Below are 24,721 nucleotides of genomic sequence, written 5' to 3'. Positions count from 1 at the left end.
CAGGAGTACCCGGTGCCACAAGTTGCCTTATTAGCATTAGAAGATGGTCAGATTTTTTACGGAAAATCTATAGGCAGTTCAGGTGAAACACTGGGTGAGGTGGTGTTCAATACCTCAATGACCGGCTATCAAGAAATTCTTACTGATCCATCTTATACCCAACAAATTGTTGCATTGACTTATCCTCATATTGGTAATACAGGTACAAACGTTGTTGATGAAGAATCTTCAAAAGTTTATGCAGCTGGATTGATTATTCGAGATCTGCCGTTATTGCACAGTAATTGGCGAAATACAATGCCATTAGATGAATATCTACGAGTCAATAATATCGTCGCTATTAGTGATATTGATACACGTGCACTAACTCGCCACTTACGCTTAATGGGTTCTCTGAAGGGCTGTATTGTCACAGGTGAAAACATTGATGAAGCTGCAGCTATTAAAAAAGCACAAGCTTTTTCAGGATTAAAAAATACTGACTTGGCTAAGGTAGTTTCTACCACTAAAACATATACATTCAATAAGGGCTCTTATTTTTTAGAAAAGGGCGAATTCGCCGATTTGGATGCTAAATTTAAAGTGGTAGTTTATGACTATGGTGTTAAGACAAACATTTTAAGGATGTTAGTTGATAGAGGCTGTGACTTAACGGTAGTAAATGCACAAACACCAGTATCTGATGTTTTAGCCATGAATCCGGACGGTGTATTCTTATCAAATGGGCCTGGCGATCCAGAGCCATGTGATTATGCTATTGCTAATATTAAAGCCTTATTAGAAAAAAATATGCCAATTTTTGGTATTTGCTTAGGTCATCAATTACTAGCATTAGCCAGCGGCGCCAAAACGCAGAAAATGAAGTTTGGTCATCATGGTGCTAATCATCCTGTTCAAGATTTAGACTCTAAGCAAGTTATGATTACCTCGCAAAATCATGGCTTTGCAGTGGCAGAAGAAAACATACCGAACAATTTAAAAGTAACTCACCGATCACTATTTGATGACACCATTCAAGGTGTTAGAGTAACAGGCAAGAAAGCATTTAGTTTTCAGGGTCATCCAGAAGCTTCACCTGGACCTCATGATGTGAGCGGATTATTTGACACCTTTATTCAGGAGATGAATTTATGAAAAAATTATTAATAAGCTTGTTATTGTTGGTATTCAGTACAGTTACGATAGCAGAAGAAGTGGACCCGTTTGAAGAAACGAATAGGGCAGTCTATGAGTTTAATGAGGCCATCGATGATAATTTACTAGAGCCAGTTTCACGTGCTTATAAAGATAATACGCCTGATTTTTTACAAAATCGAGTCAGTCATTTTTTTGGTAATTTACGTGATGTGTCAACACTAGCTAATCAAATATTACAATTTAAAATTGAGCAAGGTGCTATCACATTAAGCCGTGTCCTTGTGAACTCTACTATTGGTTTGTATGGATTATTTGACGTTGCTACTGATATGAGTCTAACAACCGAAAACGAAGATTTTGGTCAAACACTTGCAGTTTGGGGTGTGGATAGCGGGCCTTTTATTATGCTACCTTTGATGGGTCCATCGACGCTTAGAGATGGCGCAGGCATGTATGTTGATATGACCTCAGATGCAAATTTAGTTAATGAATTAGATGATGTTGGCGCTCTTAGTGCCAGTGCTATGAATATTATTGATAAGAGAGTTGAGCTACTACCTATCACTGATTTATTAGATCAGTCAGATGATCCTTATATTACGATGAGATCTTCTTATCTACAAAAGCGCAAGTTTGATATTTTTGATGGCAATCTGCCAGTTGAAAAAGACGAATTTTAAAAGAATTAACATTTAGAGAATAATGCCAAAAAGACAAGACCTAAAAAGTATTTTAATTATCGGTGCCGGGCCAATTGTTATTGGGCAGGCCTGTGAATTTGATTATTCTGGTGCACAAGCCTGTAAGGCACTAAGAGAGGAAGGTTTTCGCGTTATTCTGGTGAACTCTAATCCGGCAACCATAATGACCGATCCGCAAATGGCGGATGCTACTTACATTGAGCCCATTGAATGGCGCACAGTTGAAAAAATTATTGAGATTGAAAAGCCTGATGCGCTTTTGCCAACAATGGGCGGTCAAACTGCATTGAACTGTGCGCTTGATTTAGAACGTCATGGTATATTAGAAAAGCATGGTGTTGAGATGATTGGTGCCAAGAAAGAAGCGATTGATAAGGCTGAAGATCGAGATTTGTTCCGTGAAGCAATGCTTAAAATTGGTCTGGAAATGCCTAAAGCAGCAGTTGCTCATACATTAGAAGAAGCTTTTGCTGTTCAAGAGACGGTTGGCTACCCAACAGTTATTCGACCTTCTTTTACGATGGGTGGTTCAGGGGGAGGTATTGCTTTTAACAAAGAAGAATTTGTTGAAATTTGTGAGCGTGGATTAGACCTTTCACCGACGAATGAGCTATTGGTTGAAGAGTCAATCTTAGGCTGGAAAGAGTTTGAAATGGAAGTAGTGCGAGACACTAAAGACAATTGTATTATTATTTGTTCTATTGAGAACTTTGATCCAATGGGCGTTCATACAGGCGACTCCATTACAGTTGCTCCAGCACAGACTTTAACGGACAAAGAATACCAAGTTATGCGCAATGCTTCTTTGGCTGTTCTGCGCGAAATTGGTGTTGATACGGGTGGTTCAAATGTGCAATTCGCAGTTAACCCTGGTAATGGACGCCTGACTATTATTGAAATGAATCCTCGCGTATCTCGTTCATCAGCGTTAGCCTCTAAAGCAACTGGCTTTCCGATTGCTAAAGTTGCAGCAAAATTAGCAGTAGGTTATACGCTTGACGAACTTGATAATGATATTACAGGCGGGAAAACACCAGCTTCGTTTGAACCAAGTATTGACTACGTTGTTACTAAAATTCCTCGTTTTGCTTTCGAAAAATTCCCTAAAGCAGACGATCGCCTAACTACTCAAATGAAATCAGTGGGCGAAGTAATGGCCATGGGTTCAACATTCCAAGAGTCTTTACAAAAGGCAATAAGAGGCCTGGAGACTGATAAAGTTGGTCTTGATCCAATGGTTGATTTAAGTGCTGATGATGCACGTAATAAAATTCGTTCAGAGTGTATTACAGCTCGTGGTGAGCGTATTTTCTATCTTGCGGATGCTTTTAGATTGGGCATGAGTTTGGAAGAGGTGTTTGAATTATCTAAAGTAGATCTGTGGTTCTTGGCACAAATTAAAGATCTTGTATCGACAGAAATGCAGATTAATGGTGCAAACCTTACTGACATTGAGGCAGACGAAATGTTTACCTTAAAGCGTAAAGGATTTTCAGATGCGCGTCTTGGGCAATTGTTAAATTGTAACGAATCTTCAGTACGTGAACGACGTAAGGTGCTAAATATTAAACCAGTCTTTAAGCGTGTTGATAGTTGTGCTGCTGAATTTGACACACAAACTGCCTATCTTTATTCTACGTATCAGCAACAATGTGAAGCCAACCCAACGGATAAGAAAAAGATTATGATTTTGGGGGGTGGCCCAAATAGAATTGGTCAAGGCATTGAATTTGACTACTGTTGTGTCCACGCTTCTTTAGCATTACGTGAAGATGGCTTTGAAACCATTATGGTTAACTGTAATCCTGAGACAGTTTCAACCGATTATGATATTTCAGATCGCCTATATTTTGAACCGCTTACTTTAGAAGATGTTCTTGCGATAGTAGATATTGAAAATCCAGATGGTATTATTGTTCATTATGGTGGGCAAACCCCCCTTAAACTGGCAGAGGCTTTAGAAAAGAGCGGTGCAAAAATTATTGGCACCAGTCCAGATGCAATTGACTTAGCAGAAGATCGTGAGCGTTTTTCTGCTTTACTTCAAGAGCTTGACTTAAAGCAGCCTTTAAATGGGACTGCACGTTCATTAGATCAAGCACAAGATATTGCTGATGCTATTGGATTTCCATTAGTGGTTCGCCCATCTTATGTATTAGGTGGTCGTGCGATGGAAATTGTCTATGATAAAGATTCTCTAGACCACTATATGCATACTGCAGTTAAAGTTTCTAATGATTCCCCAGTGCTGCTTGACTCATTCTTAGATCATGCGATTGAAGTAGATATTGATGTTATTTCTGATGGTGAAGATGTTGTCATTGGCGGAATTATGCAGCATATTGAGCAAGCAGGTATTCATTCTGGAGATTCTGCGTGTTCATTGCCACCTTACTCTTTAGAGAGCGGTGTACTTGATCAAATGCGTGAACAGGTAGTTGCCATGGCTAAAGCGCTAAATGTTATTGGTTTAATGAATACTCAGCTAGCCTATCAAGACGGAGAAATTTATGTGATCGAGGTTAATCCTCGAGCATCTCGAACTGTTCCTTTCGTTTCTAAGGCAATTGGTGTGCCATTGGCTAATATTGCTGCACGTGTCATGTCGGGTCAAACACTTAAGTCGCTTAACTTTACAAAAGAGATTATTCCTAAGCATTACAGTGTCAAAGAGGCAGTATTTCCATTTAATAAGTTCCTAGGCGTAGATCCAATTTTAGGTCCAGAAATGCGTTCAACAGGTGAAGTGATGGGTATTGGTGATGATTTTGCCTCTGCTTTTGATAAGGCACAATTAGCTGCTGGATCACGTGCACCTGAAAAGGGCACTGTTTTTATCAGTCTTCGACGACTAGATCGCGATTACTTAGTTGATTTGGGTGAAAAATTATCTTATCAAGGGTTTAATTTAGTAGCTACGCGCAGTAACAGAGATACTCTAATTGAAGCAGGTCTAGAGTGTGAAATGATTAATAAGGTATCAGAAGGATCGCCACATATTGTTGATATGATTAAAAATGATACAATTGATTTAATTATTAATTCGACTGAAGATACTCAGGGTATTGAAGATGCTGCTGTCATTCGTTGTCAAGCTTTAGTTCATAAGGTGGCCTTTATAACCACTGTAGCTGCAGCATTTGCTACGCTTGATGGTTTAAAGACGCATGAAGAGATTACAGTGAGAACTATGCAATCTCTCAATAATTAAGAGAAGGACTTTATGGAAAGTATTCCAATGACAGTAGGCGGTGCAAAAGCATTGGAAGCTGAACTTTTAAAGCTTAAAGATGTTACTCGTTTTCGTATTGTTGAAGATATTGCCACTGCTCGAGCACATGGTGACTTGAAAGAAAATGCAGAGTATCATGCGGCAAAAGAAGAGCAAAGCTTTTGTGAAGGTAGAATTAAAGAGATTGAATCAAAGCTATCTCGTATGCAGATTATTGACGTTAGTAAGCTTGTTCAAAATGGCCGCTGTGTATTTGGAACAACAGTCAGTCTAATGAATGTCGAAGACGATAGTGAAATTACTTATCAAATTGTTGGCGAAGATGAGGCTGATATAGCTCAGAATAAAATCTCTTGTCATTCCCCTATTGCTAGCGCACTAATGGGCAATGAAGAGGGCGATGAGGTCACTGTAAAAGCCCCTAGAGGTGATATTATTTATGAAATCTTAACGGTTAAGTATCTTTAAATAAACGCTTAAAGAATTTTTACTTTTTCAATTTGTTCGGCTAATAAGTCTAAAAAGGATTGAATTTTTTCTTCATTGAAACGACTTATTGGTCCTGATATTGTGAGAGCGCCAATAAGATGTCCACTTTCAGACATAATAGGCTTAGCTACAGCAAATAAAGCAGCATTGTGTTCATCTACTGACAGATAATAACCTTTATCGCGGATATTTTTAAAATAGCCACTCTTATCTTGTAAGCGCTGACCATAAGCCAAAATAACCCTACCTGAGGCGCCACGATTAAGTTCTAGTTGTGTTCCTACATCGATATTGTGCCTAATTTCATCACGCGAATGTGCACGATATAAGCAAATTCTCTCATTATCTTGTTGAATAAAAAATGATGCCGTTTCGTTAGTCATATCTCTAATATGATCAACAATAGGACTAATTTGCGTTAATTGGTTAGTTTTTTGATAGATCGCACTTAGAGATAAAGGTGTTGTGCCAATGCAGTAGTTTTTATCAGCTGTTCTAATAATGTATCCATATTCTGATAAGGTATGCAATATTCTGTATGTAGTTGATGCGTTAAAACCAACTTGATCACAAATTTCTTTAAGGCTTAAGGAAGGTTTTTCCATCGAAAAGATTGACATAATAATTAAACTTTTTTCAATAGCAGTTACTTTCTTTTCCGGATTCAGAGAATTTGATAACATAACTTATTTCGTATTATAAAAAAATGACATTATATTATGAAATTAAAATTTATATAGAAAGATATATTTCATATTATGAAAAAACATATTATATAATGAAATAAAAGAAAAAAAAACAGTATCATTAATTCAAGTAAAAAAAAGTAATTAAATAATAATCCATAAAGAGGAAAATACTATGAGCAGACAAGATCAAATTAAAGCATTAGAAAAGGATTGGGCTGAGAATTCACGTTGGAAAGACGTTAAGCGTAACTATAGCGCTGAAGATGTTATACGACTTCGCGGATCTAAGCCTATTGAATATACACATGCCAAAGATGGTGCTGATCAATTATGGAACTTAATTAACGGCAGCTCTAAAAAAGGCTATGTTAACTGTATGGGTGCTATTACTGGTGGTCAAGCTATGCAACAAGCTAAAGCAGGTATTGAGGCTATTTATTTATCAGGTTGGCAAGTGGCTGCTGATGGTAATACATCAGAAACTATGTATCCGGACCAGTCTTTATATGCTTACGATTCTGTACCAACAATGGTGCGTCGTATCAACAATACATTTAAACGCGCAGATGAAATTCAACATGCTAAAGGTATGAATCCTGGAGATAAGGGCTTTGTTGATTATTTTTTACCAATTGTGGCAGATGCTGAAGCAGGTTTCGGTGGTGTACTGAACGCATATGAATTAATGAAAAATATGATTACTGCTGGTGCATCAGGTGTACATTTTGAAGACCAATTGGCTTCTGTTAAAAAATGTGGCCATATGGGTGGTAAGGTATTAGTACCAACTAGAGATGCGATTGAAAAATTAAATGCTGCGAGATTGGCCTCTGATGTAATGGGTGTACCAACAGTGTTACTAGCACGTACGGATGCAGAAGCAGCAACATTAATTACTTCAGATGTAGATCCAATTGACGAGCCATTTGTTACTGGTGAGCGCACTCCAGAAGGATTTTATGTAGTTAAAAACGGTCTTGATCAAGCTATTTCTCGTGGTGTTTCTTATGCACCATATGCTGATTTAGTTTGGTGTGAAACTGGCAAACCAGATTTAGGTTTTGCGAGAGAATTTGCAGAAGCGGTTTTAGCTGAAAATCCAAATCAATTATTAGCATACAACTGTTCACCATCGTTCAATTGGAAGAAAAACTTAAGTGATTCTCAAATTGCTTCTTTCCAAGAAGATATTGCTGCAATGGGTTATAAGTATCAATTTATTACGTTAGCTGGTATTCACAATATGTGGTACAACATGTTCGATTTAGCACACGAATATGCTAAAGGCGAAGGCATGAAACATTACGTAGAGAAGGTTCAAGAGCCAGAATTTGCAGCAGCAGACAAAGGGTATACTTTTGCATCACATCAACAAGAAGTTGGTGCAGGTTACTTTGATGATGTAACAACAGTTATTCAGGGTGGTCAATCATCAGTGACAGCATTAACAGGTTCAACTGAAGAAGAGCAGTTCTAAAGCTTGATATTTTTTGATAAAGTTGGTTGGTTTATACTATGATATAAGCTAACTACTTTATGAAGTGATATGACAGAATTGAGCACGCAATCAAGCAATCTTTCTGAAGCGACTTCCAAAAAAATATTGGCGGGCTTTGAGAGGCATTATCGTGCTTTTCAACAGGCCTCTGTGCAAGCTAAATCTAGATTTGATCACTGCGAATGGCAGCAATTACTAGATGATTATAAGGCTCGCCTTTATTTTTATGATCAGCAAGTCAAACATTTCTGTCTTGAGCTTAAAAAAGAGCTCAATACAGAAATGTTTGATGAACAGGTTTGGATAAACACTAAGCTTGCTTATATTAGTTTAACGTTAAATTATAAGCAGCCAGAATTAGCTGAAACGTTCTATAACTCAGTTTTTTGTTTATTGTTTGATAAGCGTTTTTATAAAAATAATTTTATTTTTGTTAAGCCATCCATATCAACTACTTTTATTGATATGGATGATCCAATTATAGTTAGTCACTATATTAAAACTCATCAATTAGAGCAAACACTGCAAGCAAGTTTTTTAAAACTAGACTTTGATACGCCCTATCAAAATTTAGATCGCGATATGTCGCGGCTAAAAATGCAATTTGTTAAACAATTAAATTTATCGGAAGATGAAGAGTTTGAATTGCAATTGGTTAAAAGTACCTTTTTTAGAAGAAAAGCTGCCTATATCGTCGGTCAGGTTGTATTAAAAAATAGTCAAGTTCGACCTGTATTAATAGCCCTATTAAATGATGAAAAAACAGGAATATATGTTGATGCATTGTTGACTGATGTTGCCAATATATCCACAGTTTTTAGCTTTTCTAGGGCATACTTTTTTATTGATACAGATTATCCTGCAGCTGTTGTTGATTTTTTAAAAACACTCCTTCCAGGCAAGACTAAAGCTGAGCTTTATAGCTCTATTGGTCTGCATAAGCATGGAAAAACTTTGTTATATCGAAGGTTTTTGAAATATTCTCGTAGTACCGGCGAAAAGCTAATTCTTGCTCCTGGTATTAAAGGTATGGTGATGACTGTCTTTACTTTTCCGATGTTTCCTTATGTGTTTAAAGTAATTAATGATAATTTTTCCCCACCTAAAACTGCCACCAAGCAACAAGTTAAAGATAAATATTTCTTTGTTAAAAATCATTGTAAGGTTGGTCGTTTAGCAGACACATGGGAGTTTTCAAATGTTGCCTTTCCTATTCGTGATTTGGATGAAGATCTACTCAATGAGTTAAAATTAAAGGTTGGATCAAATATCACTATTGAGGGTGACTTACTTATTATTAAGCATTTGTATATGGAAAATAAAATGATTCCGCTTAATTTATATATCCAAAATGCTAATAAAGAAGATCTTAAGCACATTGTTAATGATTATGGAAGGGCAATTGATGAGTTGATTAATGCAGATATTTTTCCAGGTGATATGCTCACTAAAAATTTTGGTGTTACTCGACAAAATCGTGTTGTATTTTATGACTATGATGAAATCACCACCATGGATAAACCTGTATTCAGAAAAATTCCAGATGCACGACATGAAGAGGATGAAATGGCTGCTGAACCTTGGTATTACGTTGGCCCAGAAGATGTTTTTCCTGAAGAATTTAAACTATTTATGTTTAGTCAAAATGATAGTAAGCAAATTTTTGCCAAATCCTATGACAAATTACTAAGTGCTGATTATTGGAAATCTGTACAAGATAATATTCAAAATGGCAAGATTATTGATTATTACCCGTATCGACAAAGATTCAGAATGTCCCAAATTTATTCACAATCCGCCTAACTTATATGCAAAAAACCAGCGATATTTCAGACCAACTCCATCCTAATGTCCAGTATTTGGAGCCTATTTATAATGGTTATGGTGCCAAGATCGATTTTTCTGGTGTTATCCATACTATTAAGTGTTTTGAAGATAATTCTTTAGTGAGAGAGCTGCTTGATACTGATGGCCAGGGTGGTGTTTTAGTGGTAGATGCAGGTGGTTCAAAACGTTGTGCCATGTTGGGAGATCAGCTCGCTGCCAAAGCAGTTAAAAATAATTGGTCTGGCATTATTATTTATGGCTTGATCAGAGATTCTGAGATGATTAATAAAATGTTAATTGGGGTTCGTGCTTTGGGCACGCACCCTTTGAAAAGTATTAAGAAGGGCGTCGGAGAGAAGGGTCTTAATTTAAGTTTTTCTGGCGTTAATTTTGTCCCTGGGGATTATTTGTATGCCGATCAAGATGGCGTTATTATTGTGAAGGAGTTAGTATGATTTTAGTTGAAGGATATAAAAATTTAGCAGATTACCAAGTTGATCGTAACTTGTATCAGTTTATAGAGCAAGAAGTTCTTCCGGGTTTGGATATTAAGGTAGATGAATTTTTCTCTAAATTATTAACGATTGTTTCCGAGTTAACTCAGGAAAATCAAGATTTATTGCTTCAACGCGATAAGCTACAATCTCAAATTGATAAGTGGCATAAGGATAATACTGGACCATTTGATTTACAAGCTTATAAAATATTCTTAGAAGAAATTGGTTATCTATCACCTAAACCAACCCCTTTCGAGCTTGAGCTAGATCAGGTCGATGATGAGATTGCTAAAATAGCTGGACCACAATTAGTGGTACCTATTTCCAGTGCTCGTTTTGCGCTTAACGCTCTTAATGCACGCTGGGGTAGCTTGTATGACACCTTGTATGGTAGTGATGTTATCGATAGAAAAATCAAGGGTGACGAGCGTGCCGCTCAAGTCATCAGCTGGAGTAACACTTTTTTAGACGAGGCAATTCCGCTAAGTTCGGGCTCTTATGATCAAGTTATTTCTATTGATAATAACTCAAATGAACCAGTATTTACATTAAATGATAAGAGCACAACTCAGCTAAAAAACTCAGACAGTTTTGTTGGTAGTACCGATCATAGTATTTTAATTCAACACCATAATCTGCATATCGAACTAGTTATCAATACAGACACTAAAGGCATTCAAGATGTCTTTTTGGAGTCAGCATTAACAACTATTATTGATTTTGAAGATTCAGTTGCTACGGTTTCTAGCGAAGAAAAAATTAATGCCTATCGTAACTTTTTAGGGCTAATGAAGCGTGATTTAGAGATTAAATTTAACAAAGGCGAGAAGTCAGTTGTAAGAAGAGTAAATTCAGACAAAAGCTATACAAATACAAAAGGCAAGCCTGGTACTTTGTCAGGAAGTAGTTTGATGTTGGTTCGTAATGTTGGGCACCATATGCTAACTGATTTAATCAAAACTCCAGATAATCAAGAAGTGCCAGAAGGTATTTTAGATGCATTAATAACAACGTTAATCGCTCTGCATGATATTCAGCGTTTAGGCGCTAATTCAAAAAAAGGCAATGTTTATATTGTTAAACCTAAAATGCATGGCCCTGATGAAGTGGCGTTTAGTGTTAAGCTGTTTGGAAGGGTTGAGCAGGCTCTTGGACTTAAAGCTAATACAATTAAAATTGGCATTATGGATGAAGAGCGCCGTACAAGCGTTAACCTAGCAGCATGTATTAAAGCAGCAGCTAAACGGGTAATTTTTATTAATACAGGTTTTCTTGACCGCACTGGTGATGAGATACACACCAGCATGCAAGCTGGAGTTATGCTCCCTAAGGCGAAAATTAAAAATCAGCCATGGATTAAAGCTTATGAGATTTTAAATGTTCAAGTTGGTTTAGATTGTGGCATGTATAAAAAAGCACAAATTGGTAAAGGTATGTGGGCACAACCTGATCAAATGCGTGAAATGCTTGGGAGTAAGCTTAGCCATTTAGAAGCAGGTGCTAATTGTGCCTGGGTGCCTTCGCCAACAGCTGCTACCTTGCATGCGACACATTATCATCGATTTGATGTTTTCGCTAGACAGCAACAATTAATGAAAAAGCATCTGGAAACTGATGAGCATGATTTATTGCTTGCTCCAATATTAGACTCCACCAGCACTTTAAGCATGGATGAGATTAAGACAGAACTGAATAACAATGCTCAAAGTATCTTAGGTTATGTGGTGCGTTGGATTGATCAAGGTGTAGGCTGTTCAAAAGTTATGGACATTGATCAAGTAGGGCTAATGGAGGATAGGGCGACGCTAAGGATTTCAAGCCAGCATATGGCTAATTGGCTGCATCATGAGATTTGCAGTAAGGCGCAAATAAAGCAAGTATTTAAAGAGATGGCACTCGTTGTAGATGCACAAAATGCACATGATCCACTGTATCAAAATATGGCACCAAGCTATAATGGAATGGCATTTAATGCAGCACTATCTTTAGTTTATAGAGGTGTGAATGAGCCAAACGGTTATACCGAATCAACTTTGAAAGAGTATCGACAAAAAAGATTAGCTGAGCTATCTTTATAAGTCTACATCATAAGTAAACTTAGCCTCTTGGGTGATGTTTGCTATGTTGCGATTTCAGCTGGACATTTTGAATGTGAGTATATATCTGTGTCGTTGAAATATCACTATGGCCAAGCATGAGTTGTACACTTCTTAGATCTGCACCCTGTTGTACTAAATGGGTTGCAAATGCATGTCTTAAGCTGTGCGGAGAAAGTGTTTTGTCAATTCCTGCTTTTTTAGCATAAGATTTAATCATGTAAAAGAAATTTTGACGACTCATATTACTGCCTCGATTAGACAAGAAGTATCCATCAGTTTGACCTTTTTTAATTAAAAATGGGCGAGCTTCTTTTTCATATTGAGAAAGGTATTCTATCGCTAAATCACCCATTGGCAAGAATCGTTCTTTATTTCCCTTGCCTAAAATTCGAATATATTCGTCATTGATATTAATATGATGATATTCCAGGCTAACAAGTTCAGTAACACGCAATCCGCAAGAGTATAAAAGCTCTAGCATTGCTCGATCTCTCATACCAAAAATGGTTTTCTGGTCAGGTGCATCTAGAAGTTTTTCAACCTCCTTGATACTTAAAAAAACAGGTAATTTTTGTACTTGTTTTGGGTGATGAAGCTTGGCCGTTGGATTGATACTTGTAAGTTTTTGAGATACTAAATATTGATAAAAAATTCTAAAACAAGTAAGAATTCGCGCTTGAGTAGAAGGGCTAATCTGTCGATATTGAAAATATTTAAGAATACTAGTATCACTAGAACTTTCTATAGATATTTTATCTAACCATTTCGAATATAGCATTAAATCAGATCGATATGCAGATAAGGTATTTTTACTGGCGCCTGAAGATAGCCAGTAATGATCGAGGAATTGTTCAATAAGGTGGATATTATTTTCCATATCTAAATTTTAGACAAAAAAATACCGACTAGACGCCGGTATTTGAAAGAAAAAGTAGAGAAACTTATCTAGTCGCCAATTTTTCTTTAATTCTTGCTTTCTTACCAGTAAGTTCACGAAGGTAATAAAGTTTCGCTTGACGAACTTTACCACGACGCTTAACTTCAACAGAATCAATCATTTTAGAATGTGTTTGGAAAACTCTTTCAACGCCCTCACCATGAGACATTTTTCTCACTGTAAATGCTGAACCAATTCCACGATTTTTCTTACCAATAACAACACCTTCGAATGCCTGCAATCTTTCACGATCACCTTCACGAACCTTTACTTGTACGATAATTGTGTCGCCTGCTGAAAAAGCAGGAATGTCGTCTCGAAGCTGTTCACTTTCAATTTGATCAATTAAATTCATTTGAACTTATCCTTAAATATTTGTTTCTTAAAAAAAGGCAATTATACAGTCAAACATTGCTTCAGGCAAACAAACTATCCCATCTTTTTTATAGATGCATTTTTAGAGCAAATATGGCATAATTGAAAGCTTTATATTTATGCATTTTTTGAAATGGGAAAGGTAACTGGCTTTAAAGAATTTGATAGAAAAACAGAGGCTTATCGCCCGATTGATTTGCGACTAAAGGATTATGGTGAAATTTTTACAGGTGATCATGATGAGCCGCATCTAAAAGAACAGGGTGCTCGATGTATGGATTGCGGTGTACCTTTTTGCCAGTCAGATAATGGCTGTCCAATTAACAATTTAATTCCTGAGTGGAATGATCTTGTCTATAACGATAAGTGGGAAGAAGCTTTATCTAGATTATTAAAAACTAACAACTTTCCAGAATTTACAGGACGTGTTTGCCCAGCACCTTGTGAAGGCTCTTGTGTTCTTGGAATTAACAACCCTGCTGTTACTATTAAAAATATTGAACAGGCGATTATCGATAAAGGTTTTGAACAAGGATGGGTTAAGCCATACGATGCTGAATTTAAAACAGGAAAATCAGTAGCTATTATAGGTTCTGGCCCTGCAGGTTTAGCTGCAGCTGACGAGCTTAATAAATTAGGGCATAGTGTTAGTGTTTTTGAGCGCGATGATCGCATTGGTGGCTTATTAATGTATGGTATTCCAAATATGAAATTGGGTAAAGATGTTGTGGATCGTCGTGTTAATCTCATGAAAGATTGCGGCATTGAATTTATTACCAATGTTAATGTTGGTAAGGATATTACTATTCAAGCATTGCAACAAGATTTTGATGCCGTTATATTAACAACAGGTGCTACTGAAGCTAGAAAGTTGCCTGTTGAAAATCGTGATGCCAAAGGCGTCCATCGGGCAATGGAGTATTTAACTGCTAATACGAAAAGTTTGCTAGATACTGGACTTGCAGATGATTCAAATTTATCAGCCAAAGGTAAGAATGTTATTGTTATTGGTGGTGGTGATACAGGTACTGACTGTATCGGTACAGCAATTCGCCAAGGCGCTAAGTCTGTGGTTAATTTTGAGTTGATGAGCCAGCCACCTATTGAGCGTTCAGACAACAATCCATGGCCACTTTGGCCTTTGATTTATCGTGTTGATTATGGACATGCAGAGGCTAAATTAGCCTTTGGTGAAGATCCGAGACAATATCAACTTATGACTAAGTCATTTACTAAAGATAAAGATGGTGCTTTAACAGGCCTTATCACTGTAAACGTAGAGTTCCATGATGGTCAGTTAACTGAAATTTCTGGCAGTGAAAAAACTTGGGAAGCTCAGCTAGTATTATTATCAATGGGTTTTGTGTCACCAGAGCATTATGTCAGCGATGATGCGAAAATTGAATTAGACGATCGAGGTAATTACAAAGCTAACTATGGTCAATATCAAACATCACAAGAAGGCATCTTTACTGCGGGCGATTGTCGTCGTGGCCAGTCTTTAGTCGTTTGGGCAATCGATGAAGGACGCGGTGTTGCCAAGCGAACTCATGAATACCTCTCTTAAAAAAAACTCTTCTCAGAGTAGACTTTTTATCTAAAAAACTTATATATACCCCCTAAGGGATAGCTGAAGATATCACTATAAAACAGTGGTATTTCCTTGCATTTAAGTATAATTTGACCCGTTCACATCTCTAAAACACTGTGTTTTCTGAGATTTATTAATATACTGGAGAAACAAAAATGGCAAAAGAGCTATATAACACACCCAACCTTGATGAGTTGGAAAACGGTCCATGGCCTTCATTTGTAACAGGTCTTAAGCGACTAGCGAACGATACCCATGCAGGTGCTGATATGGCACGTGATGTATTAGGTACACTTGAAACATCTTACGTAACTAAAAAAGGTTATTGGAAAGGTGGAACAGTTGGTGTTATCGGTTATGGTGGCGGTATTATTCCACGTTTTAACGAATTAAAAGACGACAATGGTGACTATAAATTCCCTGCTGCAGGCGAATTCCACACATTACGTATTCAACCACCAGCAGGTATGCATTACACATCAACTCTTTTAAGAGATATGTGTGATATGTTTACTGATAACGGTGGTTCTGGCTTAATCGCATTCCACGGTCAGTCAGGCGACATCATGTTACAAGGTGCTACTGAAGAGACAACTCAAACAATCTTTAACACGTTTAATGATTACGGTTTTGACTTAGGTGGTGCAGGTCCAGCAGTACGCACAGGTATGTCTTGTGTTGGTGCTTCACGTTGTGAAATGTCAAATGTAAATGAGCAAGCAGTTCTTAGAACACTTGTAAATGCATTCTTAGATGATATGCACCGTCCAGCATTACCATACAAAATGAAATTTAAAGTTTCAGGTTGTGCTAACGATTGTATGAACTCAGTACAACGTGCAGACTTCGCAACTATCGGTACTTGGAGAGATGATATTAAAATCAACCAAGACTTATGGAAAGCAATGGTTGAAGATAAAGGAATGGACTATGTAGTTGATAATATTACAGGTCGTTGTCCTACTTCAGCAATGAAAGTAAATGCTGATAACTCACTAACAATTGATAATAAAAACTGTGTTAAGTGTATGCATTGTTTAAATGTTACTTCTCCACTAACTCATAAGTACATCTCTGAAGGCGACGTTGAGCCTATCTTAGCTACTGGTGATGATAAAGGCGTTATGATTATTATGGGTGGTAAGCGTACATTGAAGATCGGTGATTTGTTCGGTTCTGTTGTTGTTCCATTTATGAAGATGGATACTGCTGATGACCTAGAGGCAATCGAAGATTTAGCAGGCGAAGTAGTTGACTTCTTTGCTGAAAATGCATTAGAGCACGAACGCACAGGTGAAATGATTGAACGTGTTGGTGTTGTTAACTTCTTAGAAGGTATTGGCATTAAAGTAGATCCAAACATGATTAACGAAACTCGTACTTCTTCATACGTTCGTATGGATGATTGGGACGAAGAAGCTGTTAAATGGTTTGAAAATAAAGCTGAAGCAAACGCTTAATAATCAATAAAAGAATATAATTTTTGGGTGATTAAATTCACCTGATTACATAACAAGGAGTAAAAAAATGGCTAAAGCAGCACCTAGAATGCCTATCGAATCTGGATGTCCAGATCCTATTCAATACATGCACCCAACTATGCGCCGTAATTATGGTCAATGGGCATATCATGACCGTCCTCGCGCCGGTGTTTTACGACACACTTCAAAGAACAATGAAGAAATTTACACTGTTCGTTGTGGTACGGCACGTCAAATGGACGTGTATACAATTAAAAAATTAGCAGATATTGCTGATGAATATGCAGATGGCTTTGTTCGTTTCACTATGCGCTCAAATGTTGAATTCATGGTTGCAGACGGTTCTAAAGTTGAACCATTAGTATCAGCATTGACAGAAGCAGGCTTCCCAGTCGGTGGTACTGGCCCATCAGTAACAATGATTTCTCATACTCAAGGTTGGTTACACTGTGATATTCCAGGTACTGATGCTTCTGGTGTTGTTAAATCGTTAATGGATGAGATGCACGAAGAATTTACTCGTGAAGAGATGCCTAACCGTGTTCATATGACAACTTCATGTTGTCAGATTAACTGTGGTGGTCAAGGTGATATCGCACTTAACATCCAGCATACTAAGCCGCCTAAGATTAACCATGATTTAGTATCTATGGTTTGTGAGCGTCCTACAGTTGTTGCCCGTTGTCCAGTTGCTGCGATTCGTCCTGCAATGGTAAATGGTAAGCCTACTTTAGAAGTTGATGAGAAGAAATGTATCTGTTGTGGTGCATGTTTCCCACCTTGTCCTCCAATGCAGATTAACGATCCTGAGCATTCTAAGATTGCTTTATGGATTGGTGGTAAGAACTCTAATGCGAGATCTAAGCCTTCATTCCATAAGCTAGTTGCTTCTAACCTACCTAACAATCCGCCAAGATGGCCGGAAGTTGGTGCAGTTGTTAAGAACATCTTGAGCGTTTATAAAGAAGACGCACGTGACTGGGAAAGAGTTGGAGAGTGGGTTGAGCGTATCGGTTGGCCAGCATTCTTCCAGAAGACTGGATTGCCGTTTACTAAATTCCATATCAATGATTGGAAAGGTTCACGTCACCAGCTTAACTCTTCTGCACACATTCGCTTCTAAGGAATTTTAAGATGAAGTTTGCAATTCAAGTTAACGAAGGTCCGTACCAGCATCAAGCTTCTGATACGGCTTTTCAATTTGCCAAAGCGGCAATTGAAAATGGCCACGAGATTATGCGTGTTTTTTTCTACCATGATGGTGTAAATAACGCATCTCGTTTTACTTTCCCACCACAAGATGATCGCCATGTTGTAAATAACTGGGCTTCTTTAAATATTAAAGATGCTGATGGTGAACCTGAATTAGTAGTTTGTATTGCTGCTGCACTTCGTCGAGGAATGCTTGACGAATCAGAAGCAACTAAGAACTCAATTGAAGGAAACAACCTTCATCCTGCATTCAGAATTTCTGGCCTAGGCCAGTTAATTGAAGCAGGTATTCAGAGTGATCGTTTAGTAGTATTTGGAGATTAAGATGGCTACAAAGAAATTTATGTATTTAAATCGCCGATCTTCATTTGGTACGGTGTATGCAATTGAATCATTAGAAGTTGTGTTAATTGCCGCTGCTTTTGAGCAAGATGTATCCTTGGCTTTTATGGATGATGGTGTATATCAAATCGTTGAAGGTCAAAATACAGACGGTATTGGTATGAAAAACTTTTCTAAAACGTTTCATGCTCTAGGTGATTATGATATCAATAAGCTTTACGTTTCTAAAGAATCTTTAGAGGAAAGAGGTTTATCTGAGTCTGATTTAATGCCTTTAGTGTATGAAGATGAAGATGATGACTGGGAAGAAAAACCTTCTATAAAAGTTGTTACTAATGATGAACTTAAAGCAATTATGTCTGATCAAGACGTTTGCTTGAGTTTCTAAGAGAGGTTTAATATGTTACATACAGTAAATAAATCATCTTTCGAGCGTAATTCACTACAATCTTGTTTAAGTACAATTGACGATTCAAGTGTCATATTATTTATTGAAGATGGTGTGATTAACGCGGCGAATAATACTAAATCATCAATGATTGCTGATCTTGCGACTCAAGGCCGCGTATTTGCACTTCAGGGTGATGTTGAGGCGAGAGGAATTTCTTCGAAGCTTGCAGATAATATCAAATTAGTTGATTATGCAGGTTTTGTAGATCTAGTTGTTAAACACGGAACTGCGGTTTCTTGGGTTTAATTTAATTAATAAATAGGAGTATAACTATGGCACAAATTTGTGGCGTTGATGTAGACGAAGAGGGTTTCTTGGTAAATCTTAAAGATTGGACAAGAGAAATTGCAATTGAAATGGGAAAGACTGATGAAATTGATTTAGAAAATGAAGACGCTGATTTATATACGGAACGTTGGGAAGTCCTAAATCTTTTACGTGATTATTTTGAAGAATATCAAATTGCACCAGCTGTTCGTGTTTTGACTAAAGCAGTTGGTAAGAAACTTGGTAAAGATAAAGGTAACTCTAAATATCTTTACACTTTATTCCCTTATGGTCCAGGTAAGCAAGGTTGTAAGTTTGCAGGTCTTCCGAAGCCAACTGGTTGTATCTAGTTCGGTATAGATCATTTGAACATCTGCATTTATGCAGATGTTTTTTATTTTTAAACATTTAGTTTGAGAGCAATATGTCATTAATAAGCATTATATTTACCGCTTTATTTTACATTTCCTTATTTATTTTTATCGTGGGTATGGCTAGAAAGATCCGTCAATTTTGGATGACGCCTGTCCCACTTAAAATTCCAATTGCACCAACCCCATTAACACAAACAGGTGCAATTTTTAAAATGATCCGTGAAGTGACTTTATTTGAAAGTCTTTTCCGATCAAACAAATGGATCTGGCTTTTCGGATTCTTATTCCATTTTGGCTTACTACTCGTTTTAGTTCGTCACTTGCGTTACTTTATTCCTGGTGACTTACCGGAAATATTTTTACTAATACAGCCTTTTAAATACGCTGCATTCGCGATGATAATTGGTTTAGGTGGATTGCTGGTTCGTCGTATTTTTGTACCACGCATTCGTTATATTTCAGCACCAAGTGACTACTTGATGCTTCTAATGCTAATTACTATTGGAGTTAGTGGTGCCATAATGACATTTACCAACAACCATACTGACGTAATAATGGTTAAAGATTTTGCCTCTGGATTGGTTGTTTTTGATTGGACTAATTTACCAACCGAAATAAATTTTTTATTGCATTTATTTTTGGTGTTTGTGCTGTTGGCCATTTTTCCAATTTCAAAATTGTTACATGTACCCGGTGTATTCTTTAGCCCAACACTAAACCAGGTTGATAACGCACGTAAAAAACGTCATATTTCTTCTTGGGCATTAAAGCAAGAAAAAGAAAATACTGTAAAGCTTGAACAAACATTAGGTAAGGACGAATAACATGGCTGCTAAAGAATTTGATATCCCAAAGTTACCAACTTACATCGAAATTCCTGAGTTAACTCCAGATGTAATGAAAGGAGACGGTCCTTTTAAATCAGTTGATGAATTTCAAAATCCTTTAGGATTTCCTGGTGAAAAAGTTGAAAACTGGAAAGAGGTTGCTATCGAAAAGATGGGCGATCTTAAATCTAAATACCGCTCTGTACAAGTTTTCTTAGACTCTTGTGTTAAATGTGGTGCTTGTACAGATAAGTGTCATTATTTTTTAGGCTCATCTGATCCTAAAAATATGCCAGTTGCACGCCAAGACTTATTCAGAAGTGTTTATCGTCGCTATTTTACCTTTGCAGGTAAGCATTTTCCAAAATTAGTCGGCGCTAAAGAGTTAGATGATGAAATGGTTGATGATTGGTATAACTATTTTCACCAATGTTCACAATGTCGTCGTTGTTCAGTATTTTGTCCGTATGGTATTGACACGGCTGAAATTTCAATGGCAGCTCGTGAAGTGCTTGATACAATTGGCCTTGGTCAAAAATATTGTAACCAAATTTTAGGTAAAGCGCTTACCATTGGTAATAATCTCGGCTTGCCTGAGCCTGCTTTAAGGGATACACTCTTAGATCTGGAAGAAGAAGTTGAAGAAGATTTTGGTGCACCTGTTAAATATCCATTAGATGTTAAAGGTAGTGAAATTTTACTCATCACGCCTTCTGCAGACTTCTTTGCAGAACCGCATATTGATGGATTAATTGGCTATGGTAAAGTTTTTTATCAAGATGGTGTTTCTTGGACCATGAGTTCTTACGCCTCTGAAGGTGCTAACTTTGGTATGTTTATTGGTTCTTACGATATTATGCGTAAAGCGGCCCTTAGAATTCGTAAAGCAGCATTAGATCTTGAAGTGTCACGGGTCATGGTTGGTGAATGTGGCCACGCATGGCGTGTTGCTTATAGTTTTTGGAACACCTTAAGCGGCGTTGGTGCCGGTGCACAATCAGGTGATGAATATGCATTGAAGTTGCAAAGCCAGTTAGATGATCGCTACCCACAACCACAACATATTATTGAATATACCTATGACTTAATTCAAAGAGGTAAGTTAAACTTTGATAAGTCTGAAAACGATGATCATACGGTAACCTTCCATGACTCATGTAATGTAGCTCGCGCAACCAACATGGGTGGTATTGAAGGTGGCCAATTTATTCTTCCACGTGAAGTTATTAAAGCAGTTTGCAATAATTACGTTGACATGGAAAGATCAACCATTAAAGAATCTACATTCTGTTGCGGTGGCGGCGGCGGTCTTTTAACAGATGACCTTATGGAGATTCGTATTAAGGGTGCTATGCCGAGAATGCAGGCGCTCAAACAAGTAGAAATAAACGAAGGGGTTAATACATTGGCTGCAATTTGCGCCATTTGTAAATCACAATTTACTAAAGTATTGCCTAAATTTGATTTTGACCCATACATGATTGTTAGTGTGCACCAGTTGGTGAGTTCAGCAATTATTTTAGACAAACCACAAATTGAAGCAACTGACGCTGTTGAAGCGAAAGCAGCAGAAACTGAATAAAAACAAGGAGAATTATTATGCAAAAGAATGCTTACGGTGCACCAACAAAAGGTGACAATCATACTTTTAGATTATATGAAGACGATGATAAAGGTGCAGTTCCTTATAGTCAGAAAATTTTTAAGGAAGACACATCACACAAGTGTCCTACTTATGTAACACAAACACCTCCTTGTCAAGGTTCATGTCCTAGTGGTCACAACATTCGTGGCTGGTTAGACATTGTTCGTGGCATGGAAAAACCTGCTGGTGACATGACATGGCAAGAGTACGCATTCCGTCGTTCAACTGACGCAAATCCTTTCCCATCTGTTATGGGTAGAGTATGTCCAGCACCTTGTGAAGATGGTTGTAATCGTAATGAAGTTGAAGATACTGTTGGTATTAATGCAGTTGAGCAATTTATTGGAGATAACGCTAAAGAAGAAGGCTATACATTTGAAATCAATGCAGCAGATACTGGCAAGAAAGTTGCTATTATTGGTGGTGGTTGTGGCGGTCTATCGGCAGCTTTACAACTTCGTCGCCAAGGCCATGCAGTGACAGTATTTGAAAAATTTGACCAATTAGGCGGCATGATGATGTACGGAATCCCTGATTACCGTGTACCACGTGATGTTCTGAATTATGAAATGGAGCGTATCATCGCTACTGGCGTTGAAACAAGAATGAACACCAAAGTTGGTGTTGACGTATCAATTGAAGAAATTGAAAAAGAATTTGATGCTGTTTTATTTGCTATTGGTGCATGGAACGGTCGAGCATTGCCTATTCCTGGCGGTGATGCAGGTAACTGTGTATCTGGTGTTGCATTTCTTGAAGCATACAACCAAGGACGTTTGCAACACATTACAGGTAAAGTAATCTGTATTGGCGGTGGTGATACTTCAATTGACGTTGTATCTGTTGCTCGTCGTTTAGGTAATATTACAAATATTGCTGAAAAAGATCGCCCAGAGCATATCATTTTTAACGACACAGCGCATGATGTTGTAGATACTTCTAATCGTTTAGGTGCTGACGTACTATTAACGACTCGCTCTACAATTGACGACATGCCTGCAGCTCAAGAAGAAATTGATGATGCAACCCGTGAAGGTGTTGAAATTCAAGGCCAATTAAGCCCTATCGAAGTTATTAAGAATGCTGATGGCCGTGCAACTGCACTGCGCTTCATTCGCTTAGAAAACGACGGCAGCACTCAAATTGAAGGTTCTGAATTTGACGTTGAATGTGAGCTAATTGTATCTGCAATTGGTCAGCAAGTAGACGCTGATGGTATAGATAACTCATTCTTTAATGAATATGGTTTCATTGATGCTGACAAAAACTATCAAGTACCAAACAAGCCAGGCTTCTTTGTATGTGGTGATGTTGTTCGTCCACACCTATTAACAACTGCAATTGGCCAAGCCGGTATTGCCGCTGAAAGTATTAATGATTATTTATCAGGTGATGGTCAAAGAGCACGTAATAAGGTTGATGTACATTACTTTGATCTTGCCAAAAAGCTTGACGAGTGGGACCTTTCTCCTTCAGACTACGAAGATGGTTTATTAGGTGAGGCAACTGATACTGCAGATTATGCAATTCATAACTATGAAGATCGCGCCCATGCATCAATCATTTCTCATACTGAATTATTCTTAGGCCACTTTGATGAAGAGGAGCGTCATGCACGTAACCACAAGTTAGTAGATGTGGGTAACGTACTTGGTAATTTTGAAGAGCGCTTAATTGGCTATTCTGAAGAAGAGGCGCAAAAAGAAGCGGCACGTTGTATGTCTTGTGGTTTATGTTTTGAGTGTGACAACTGTGTCATGTACTGTCCACAGGATGCAGTATTTAAAGTGAAAGCTGATAAAGCTACTTTAGGTCGCTATGTTGATACTGATTACAATAAGTGTATTGGTTGTCATATTTGTGCTGATGTATGTCCTACTGGCTATATTCAGATGGGTCTAGGTGAGTAATTCAATTTATTGAAGAGAATAATTATGAATCGATTTATGGTTTTATTGTTAAGTTTGATGGTGACTAGTGTATTTACACATGCTAACAGTGAGCATTCGTTGGGCACTCAAGCTGACTCAATGAAGAGTTCTGGTAAGACGTATCATCAAAGCAGCTCTATGATTCGTAAAATGCACCCTGAGTTTATGAATCATAAACGTGACAAAACATTAAGACAAGGCGTGCGTACAGAAGAGTATTCGCTAAAAGGTTGTGTTTCTTGTCATGCTAGTAAAAAAGATCAATCAAATGATTATCATGCAATTGATGCCAGTGAACAATTTTGCTCCACTTGTCATAAAAAGGTGGCGATATCAGTTGATTGTTTTGGCTGTCATAGGACAACCCCTGCAGAAGGAGATAAATAATGGATAGTACAATTAATCGTCGTGACTTTATCAAGGCGACAACTGCGACAACTGCTGGTGTTGCTGCGTTAGGTGCTGGAATTACTTTAACTACCTATGCTAATGCCAATGAAAATCCAGTAACTAATGAAAAGCGTTGGGGAATGTTAGTTGACACTAATCGATTGACTGAATCTGATATTGATGGCATGGTTACTGCTTGTCAAAAAGAGCATGGTTGGGGTGATGAAACTCACTCGACAGGTGATCAAAAAGCTAGTTGGATTAAAAAAATTAAAGTAAAGGATACTGCCACTCAACGTATCAGTAATCTTGCTTTAATGTGCCAACATTGTGAAGAGCCACCTTGTGTAGATGTTTGTCCAACCAACGCTTCTATGAAGCGTGAAGATGGTATCGTTTTGGTTGATAAGCATCGATGCATTGGTTGTCGTTATTGCATGATGGCTTGTCCATATGATGCACGTTCTTTTGTTCATGAAGATATTACTAATCAAAAAGAACACATGCCACGAGGCAAGGGTACTGTTGAATCTTGTACGATGTGTGTTCATAAGGTTGATAAAGGCGGACAGCCGGCTTGTGTTGAAGCAGTTAATAGTGATGCAGTTATTTTTGGTGATTTACTAGATGTAACTAGCAACATCCATCAGACATTAAAAAGAGTTCAAAGTACACAAATCCGTGCAGATTTAAATCTAAATACGGCCGTACGTTACAGTGGAATTTAAG

At 37.6% G+C, this 24,721-nt stretch carries 23 protein-coding genes; 20 read left to right on the top strand and 3 right to left on the bottom strand.

Annotated features, from left to right (window positions below):
- Window positions 1-12 precede the first annotated feature (12 nt).
- Genes carA through greA form a run of 4 tightly spaced genes read left to right on the top strand, consistent with a single transcriptional unit; the run spans window position 13 to window position 5,538 of the window.
- A complete protein-coding gene (carA, locus tag N9Y32_03015) occupies window positions 13-1,134 on the top strand; it encodes a glutamine-hydrolyzing carbamoyl-phosphate synthase small subunit (GenBank protein ID MDB2589982.1) in 1,122 nt (373 codons plus the stop codon).
- Window positions 1,131-1,817 (top strand): VacJ family lipoprotein, encoded by a 687-nt coding sequence (locus tag N9Y32_03010; GenBank protein MDB2589981.1) that lies wholly within the window; start codon window positions 1,131-1,133, stop codon window positions 1,815-1,817. The genes carA and N9Y32_03010 overlap by 4 nt, the downstream gene beginning before the upstream one ends.
- A gap of 22 nt (window positions 1,818-1,839) precedes the next feature.
- Window positions 1,840-5,049 (top strand): carbamoyl-phosphate synthase large subunit, encoded by a 3,210-nt coding sequence (gene carB, locus N9Y32_03005; GenBank protein ID MDB2589980.1) that lies wholly within the window; start codon window positions 1,840-1,842, stop codon window positions 5,047-5,049.
- Window positions 5,050-5,061: 12 nt separating this feature from the next.
- On the top strand, window positions 5,062-5,538 hold the full coding sequence (gene greA / locus N9Y32_03000; protein MDB2589979.1) for a transcription elongation factor GreA: 477 nt from the start codon (window positions 5,062-5,064) through the stop codon (window positions 5,536-5,538).
- Between the two features lie 8 nt (window positions 5,539-5,546).
- On the opposite strand, the gene N9Y32_02995 is transcribed toward greA, so the two are convergent.
- Entirely contained in the window at window positions 5,547-6,242 is a 696-nt protein-coding gene (locus N9Y32_02995; protein MDB2589978.1) for an IclR family transcriptional regulator, read from the bottom strand.
- A gap of 178 nt (window positions 6,243-6,420) precedes the next feature.
- On the opposite strand from N9Y32_02995, the gene aceA reads away from it, so the two are divergent.
- The 4 genes from aceA (at window position 6,421) to N9Y32_02975 (ending at window position 12,148) form a co-directional block, all read left to right on the top strand.
- Window positions 6,421-7,725 carry an isocitrate lyase gene (aceA, locus tag N9Y32_02990; protein ID MDB2589977.1) on the top strand — a complete coding sequence of 435 codons (1,305 nt, stop codon included), beginning with the start codon at window positions 6,421-6,423 and terminating at the stop codon, window positions 7,723-7,725.
- Between the two features lie 69 nt (window positions 7,726-7,794).
- Complete coding sequence (gene aceK / locus N9Y32_02985; GenBank protein ID MDB2589976.1) at window positions 7,795-9,549, top strand: bifunctional isocitrate dehydrogenase kinase/phosphatase; 1,755 nt, start codon at window positions 7,795-7,797, stop codon at window positions 9,547-9,549.
- A gap of 5 nt (window positions 9,550-9,554) precedes the next feature.
- Window positions 9,555-10,028, top strand: a complete 474-nt coding sequence (gene rraA / locus N9Y32_02980; protein MDB2589975.1) for a ribonuclease E activity regulator RraA — start codon at window positions 9,555-9,557, stop codon at window positions 10,026-10,028.
- Window positions 10,025-12,148, top strand: coding sequence for a malate synthase G (locus N9Y32_02975; protein MDB2589974.1), 2,124 nt, complete (start codon window positions 10,025-10,027; stop codon window positions 12,146-12,148). Before rraA ends, N9Y32_02975 begins: the two co-directional genes overlap by 4 nt.
- 19 nt (window positions 12,149-12,167) lie before the next feature.
- On the opposite strand, the gene xerD is transcribed toward N9Y32_02975, so the two are convergent.
- Together xerD and rplS are read right to left on the bottom strand one after the other, a co-directional pair.
- A complete protein-coding gene (xerD, locus tag N9Y32_02970) occupies window positions 12,168-13,046 on the bottom strand; it encodes a site-specific tyrosine recombinase XerD (GenBank protein ID MDB2589973.1) in 879 nt (292 codons plus the stop codon).
- A gap of 64 nt (window positions 13,047-13,110) precedes the next feature.
- On the bottom strand, window positions 13,111-13,461 hold the full coding sequence (rplS, locus tag N9Y32_02965; GenBank protein MDB2589972.1) for a 50S ribosomal protein L19: 351 nt from the start codon (window positions 13,459-13,461) through the stop codon (window positions 13,111-13,113).
- Window positions 13,462-13,614: 153 nt separating this feature from the next.
- Between rplS and N9Y32_02960 the strand changes: the two genes are divergently transcribed.
- The 12 genes from N9Y32_02960 (at window position 13,615) to N9Y32_02905 (ending at window position 24,720) form a co-directional block, all read left to right on the top strand.
- The gene (locus N9Y32_02960; GenBank protein ID MDB2589971.1) at window positions 13,615-15,048 is read left to right on the top strand and encodes a glutamate synthase subunit beta; all 1,434 of its coding nucleotides are present in this window, start codon (window positions 13,615-13,617) and stop codon (window positions 15,046-15,048) included.
- Window positions 15,049-15,227: 179 nt separating this feature from the next.
- On the top strand, window positions 15,228-16,532 hold the full coding sequence (gene dsrA, locus N9Y32_02955) for a dissimilatory-type sulfite reductase subunit alpha (GenBank protein ID MDB2589970.1): 1,305 nt from the start codon (window positions 15,228-15,230) through the stop codon (window positions 16,530-16,532).
- A gap of 67 nt (window positions 16,533-16,599) precedes the next feature.
- Complete coding sequence (gene dsrB / locus N9Y32_02950) at window positions 16,600-17,676, top strand: dissimilatory-type sulfite reductase subunit beta (GenBank protein MDB2589969.1); 1,077 nt, start codon at window positions 16,600-16,602, stop codon at window positions 17,674-17,676.
- 11 nt (window positions 17,677-17,687) lie between these two features.
- Entirely contained in the window at window positions 17,688-18,089 is a 402-nt protein-coding gene (gene tusD / locus N9Y32_02945; GenBank protein MDB2589968.1) for a sulfurtransferase complex subunit TusD, read from the top strand.
- A 1-nt stretch (window position 18,090) separates the two neighbouring features.
- A complete protein-coding gene (gene tusC, locus N9Y32_02940) occupies window positions 18,091-18,495 on the top strand; it encodes a sulfurtransferase complex subunit TusC (protein MDB2589967.1) in 405 nt (134 codons plus the stop codon).
- 12 nt (window positions 18,496-18,507) lie between these two features.
- A complete protein-coding gene (tusB, locus tag N9Y32_02935) occupies window positions 18,508-18,804 on the top strand; it encodes a sulfurtransferase complex subunit TusB (GenBank protein MDB2589966.1) in 297 nt (98 codons plus the stop codon).
- A 26-nt stretch (window positions 18,805-18,830) separates the two neighbouring features.
- Window positions 18,831-19,175, top strand: coding sequence for a TusE/DsrC/DsvC family sulfur relay protein (locus N9Y32_02930; GenBank protein ID MDB2589965.1), 345 nt, complete (start codon window positions 18,831-18,833; stop codon window positions 19,173-19,175).
- Window positions 19,176-19,249: 74 nt separating this feature from the next.
- Window positions 19,250-20,023 carry a respiratory nitrate reductase subunit gamma gene (locus N9Y32_02925; protein MDB2589964.1) on the top strand — a complete coding sequence of 258 codons (774 nt, stop codon included), beginning with the start codon at window positions 19,250-19,252 and terminating at the stop codon, window positions 20,021-20,023.
- A 1-nt stretch (window position 20,024) separates the two neighbouring features.
- Window positions 20,025-21,608, top strand: coding sequence for a (Fe-S)-binding protein (locus N9Y32_02920; GenBank protein MDB2589963.1), 1,584 nt, complete (start codon window positions 20,025-20,027; stop codon window positions 21,606-21,608).
- Window positions 21,609-21,625: 17 nt separating this feature from the next.
- Window positions 21,626-23,581, top strand: a complete 1,956-nt coding sequence (locus N9Y32_02915; protein ID MDB2589962.1) for an NAD(P)-binding protein — start codon at window positions 21,626-21,628, stop codon at window positions 23,579-23,581.
- Window positions 23,582-23,605: 24 nt separating this feature from the next.
- A complete protein-coding gene (locus tag N9Y32_02910) occupies window positions 23,606-23,989 on the top strand; it encodes a sulfur reduction protein DsrJ (protein MDB2589961.1) in 384 nt (127 codons plus the stop codon).
- The gene (locus tag N9Y32_02905; protein MDB2589960.1) at window positions 23,989-24,720 is read left to right on the top strand and encodes a 4Fe-4S dicluster domain-containing protein; all 732 of its coding nucleotides are present in this window, start codon (window positions 23,989-23,991) and stop codon (window positions 24,718-24,720) included. The genes N9Y32_02910 and N9Y32_02905 overlap by 1 nt, the downstream gene beginning before the upstream one ends.
- Window position 24,721 lies beyond the last annotated feature (1 nt).

It is taken from the genome of Candidatus Thioglobus sp. (assembly GCA_028228555.1).
GTDB lineage: Bacteria > Pseudomonadota > Gammaproteobacteria > PS1 > Pseudothioglobaceae > Thioglobus_A.
Note: the sequence above shows the minus strand (reverse complement) of the source record. Positions and strands in the feature narration are given on the sequence as shown.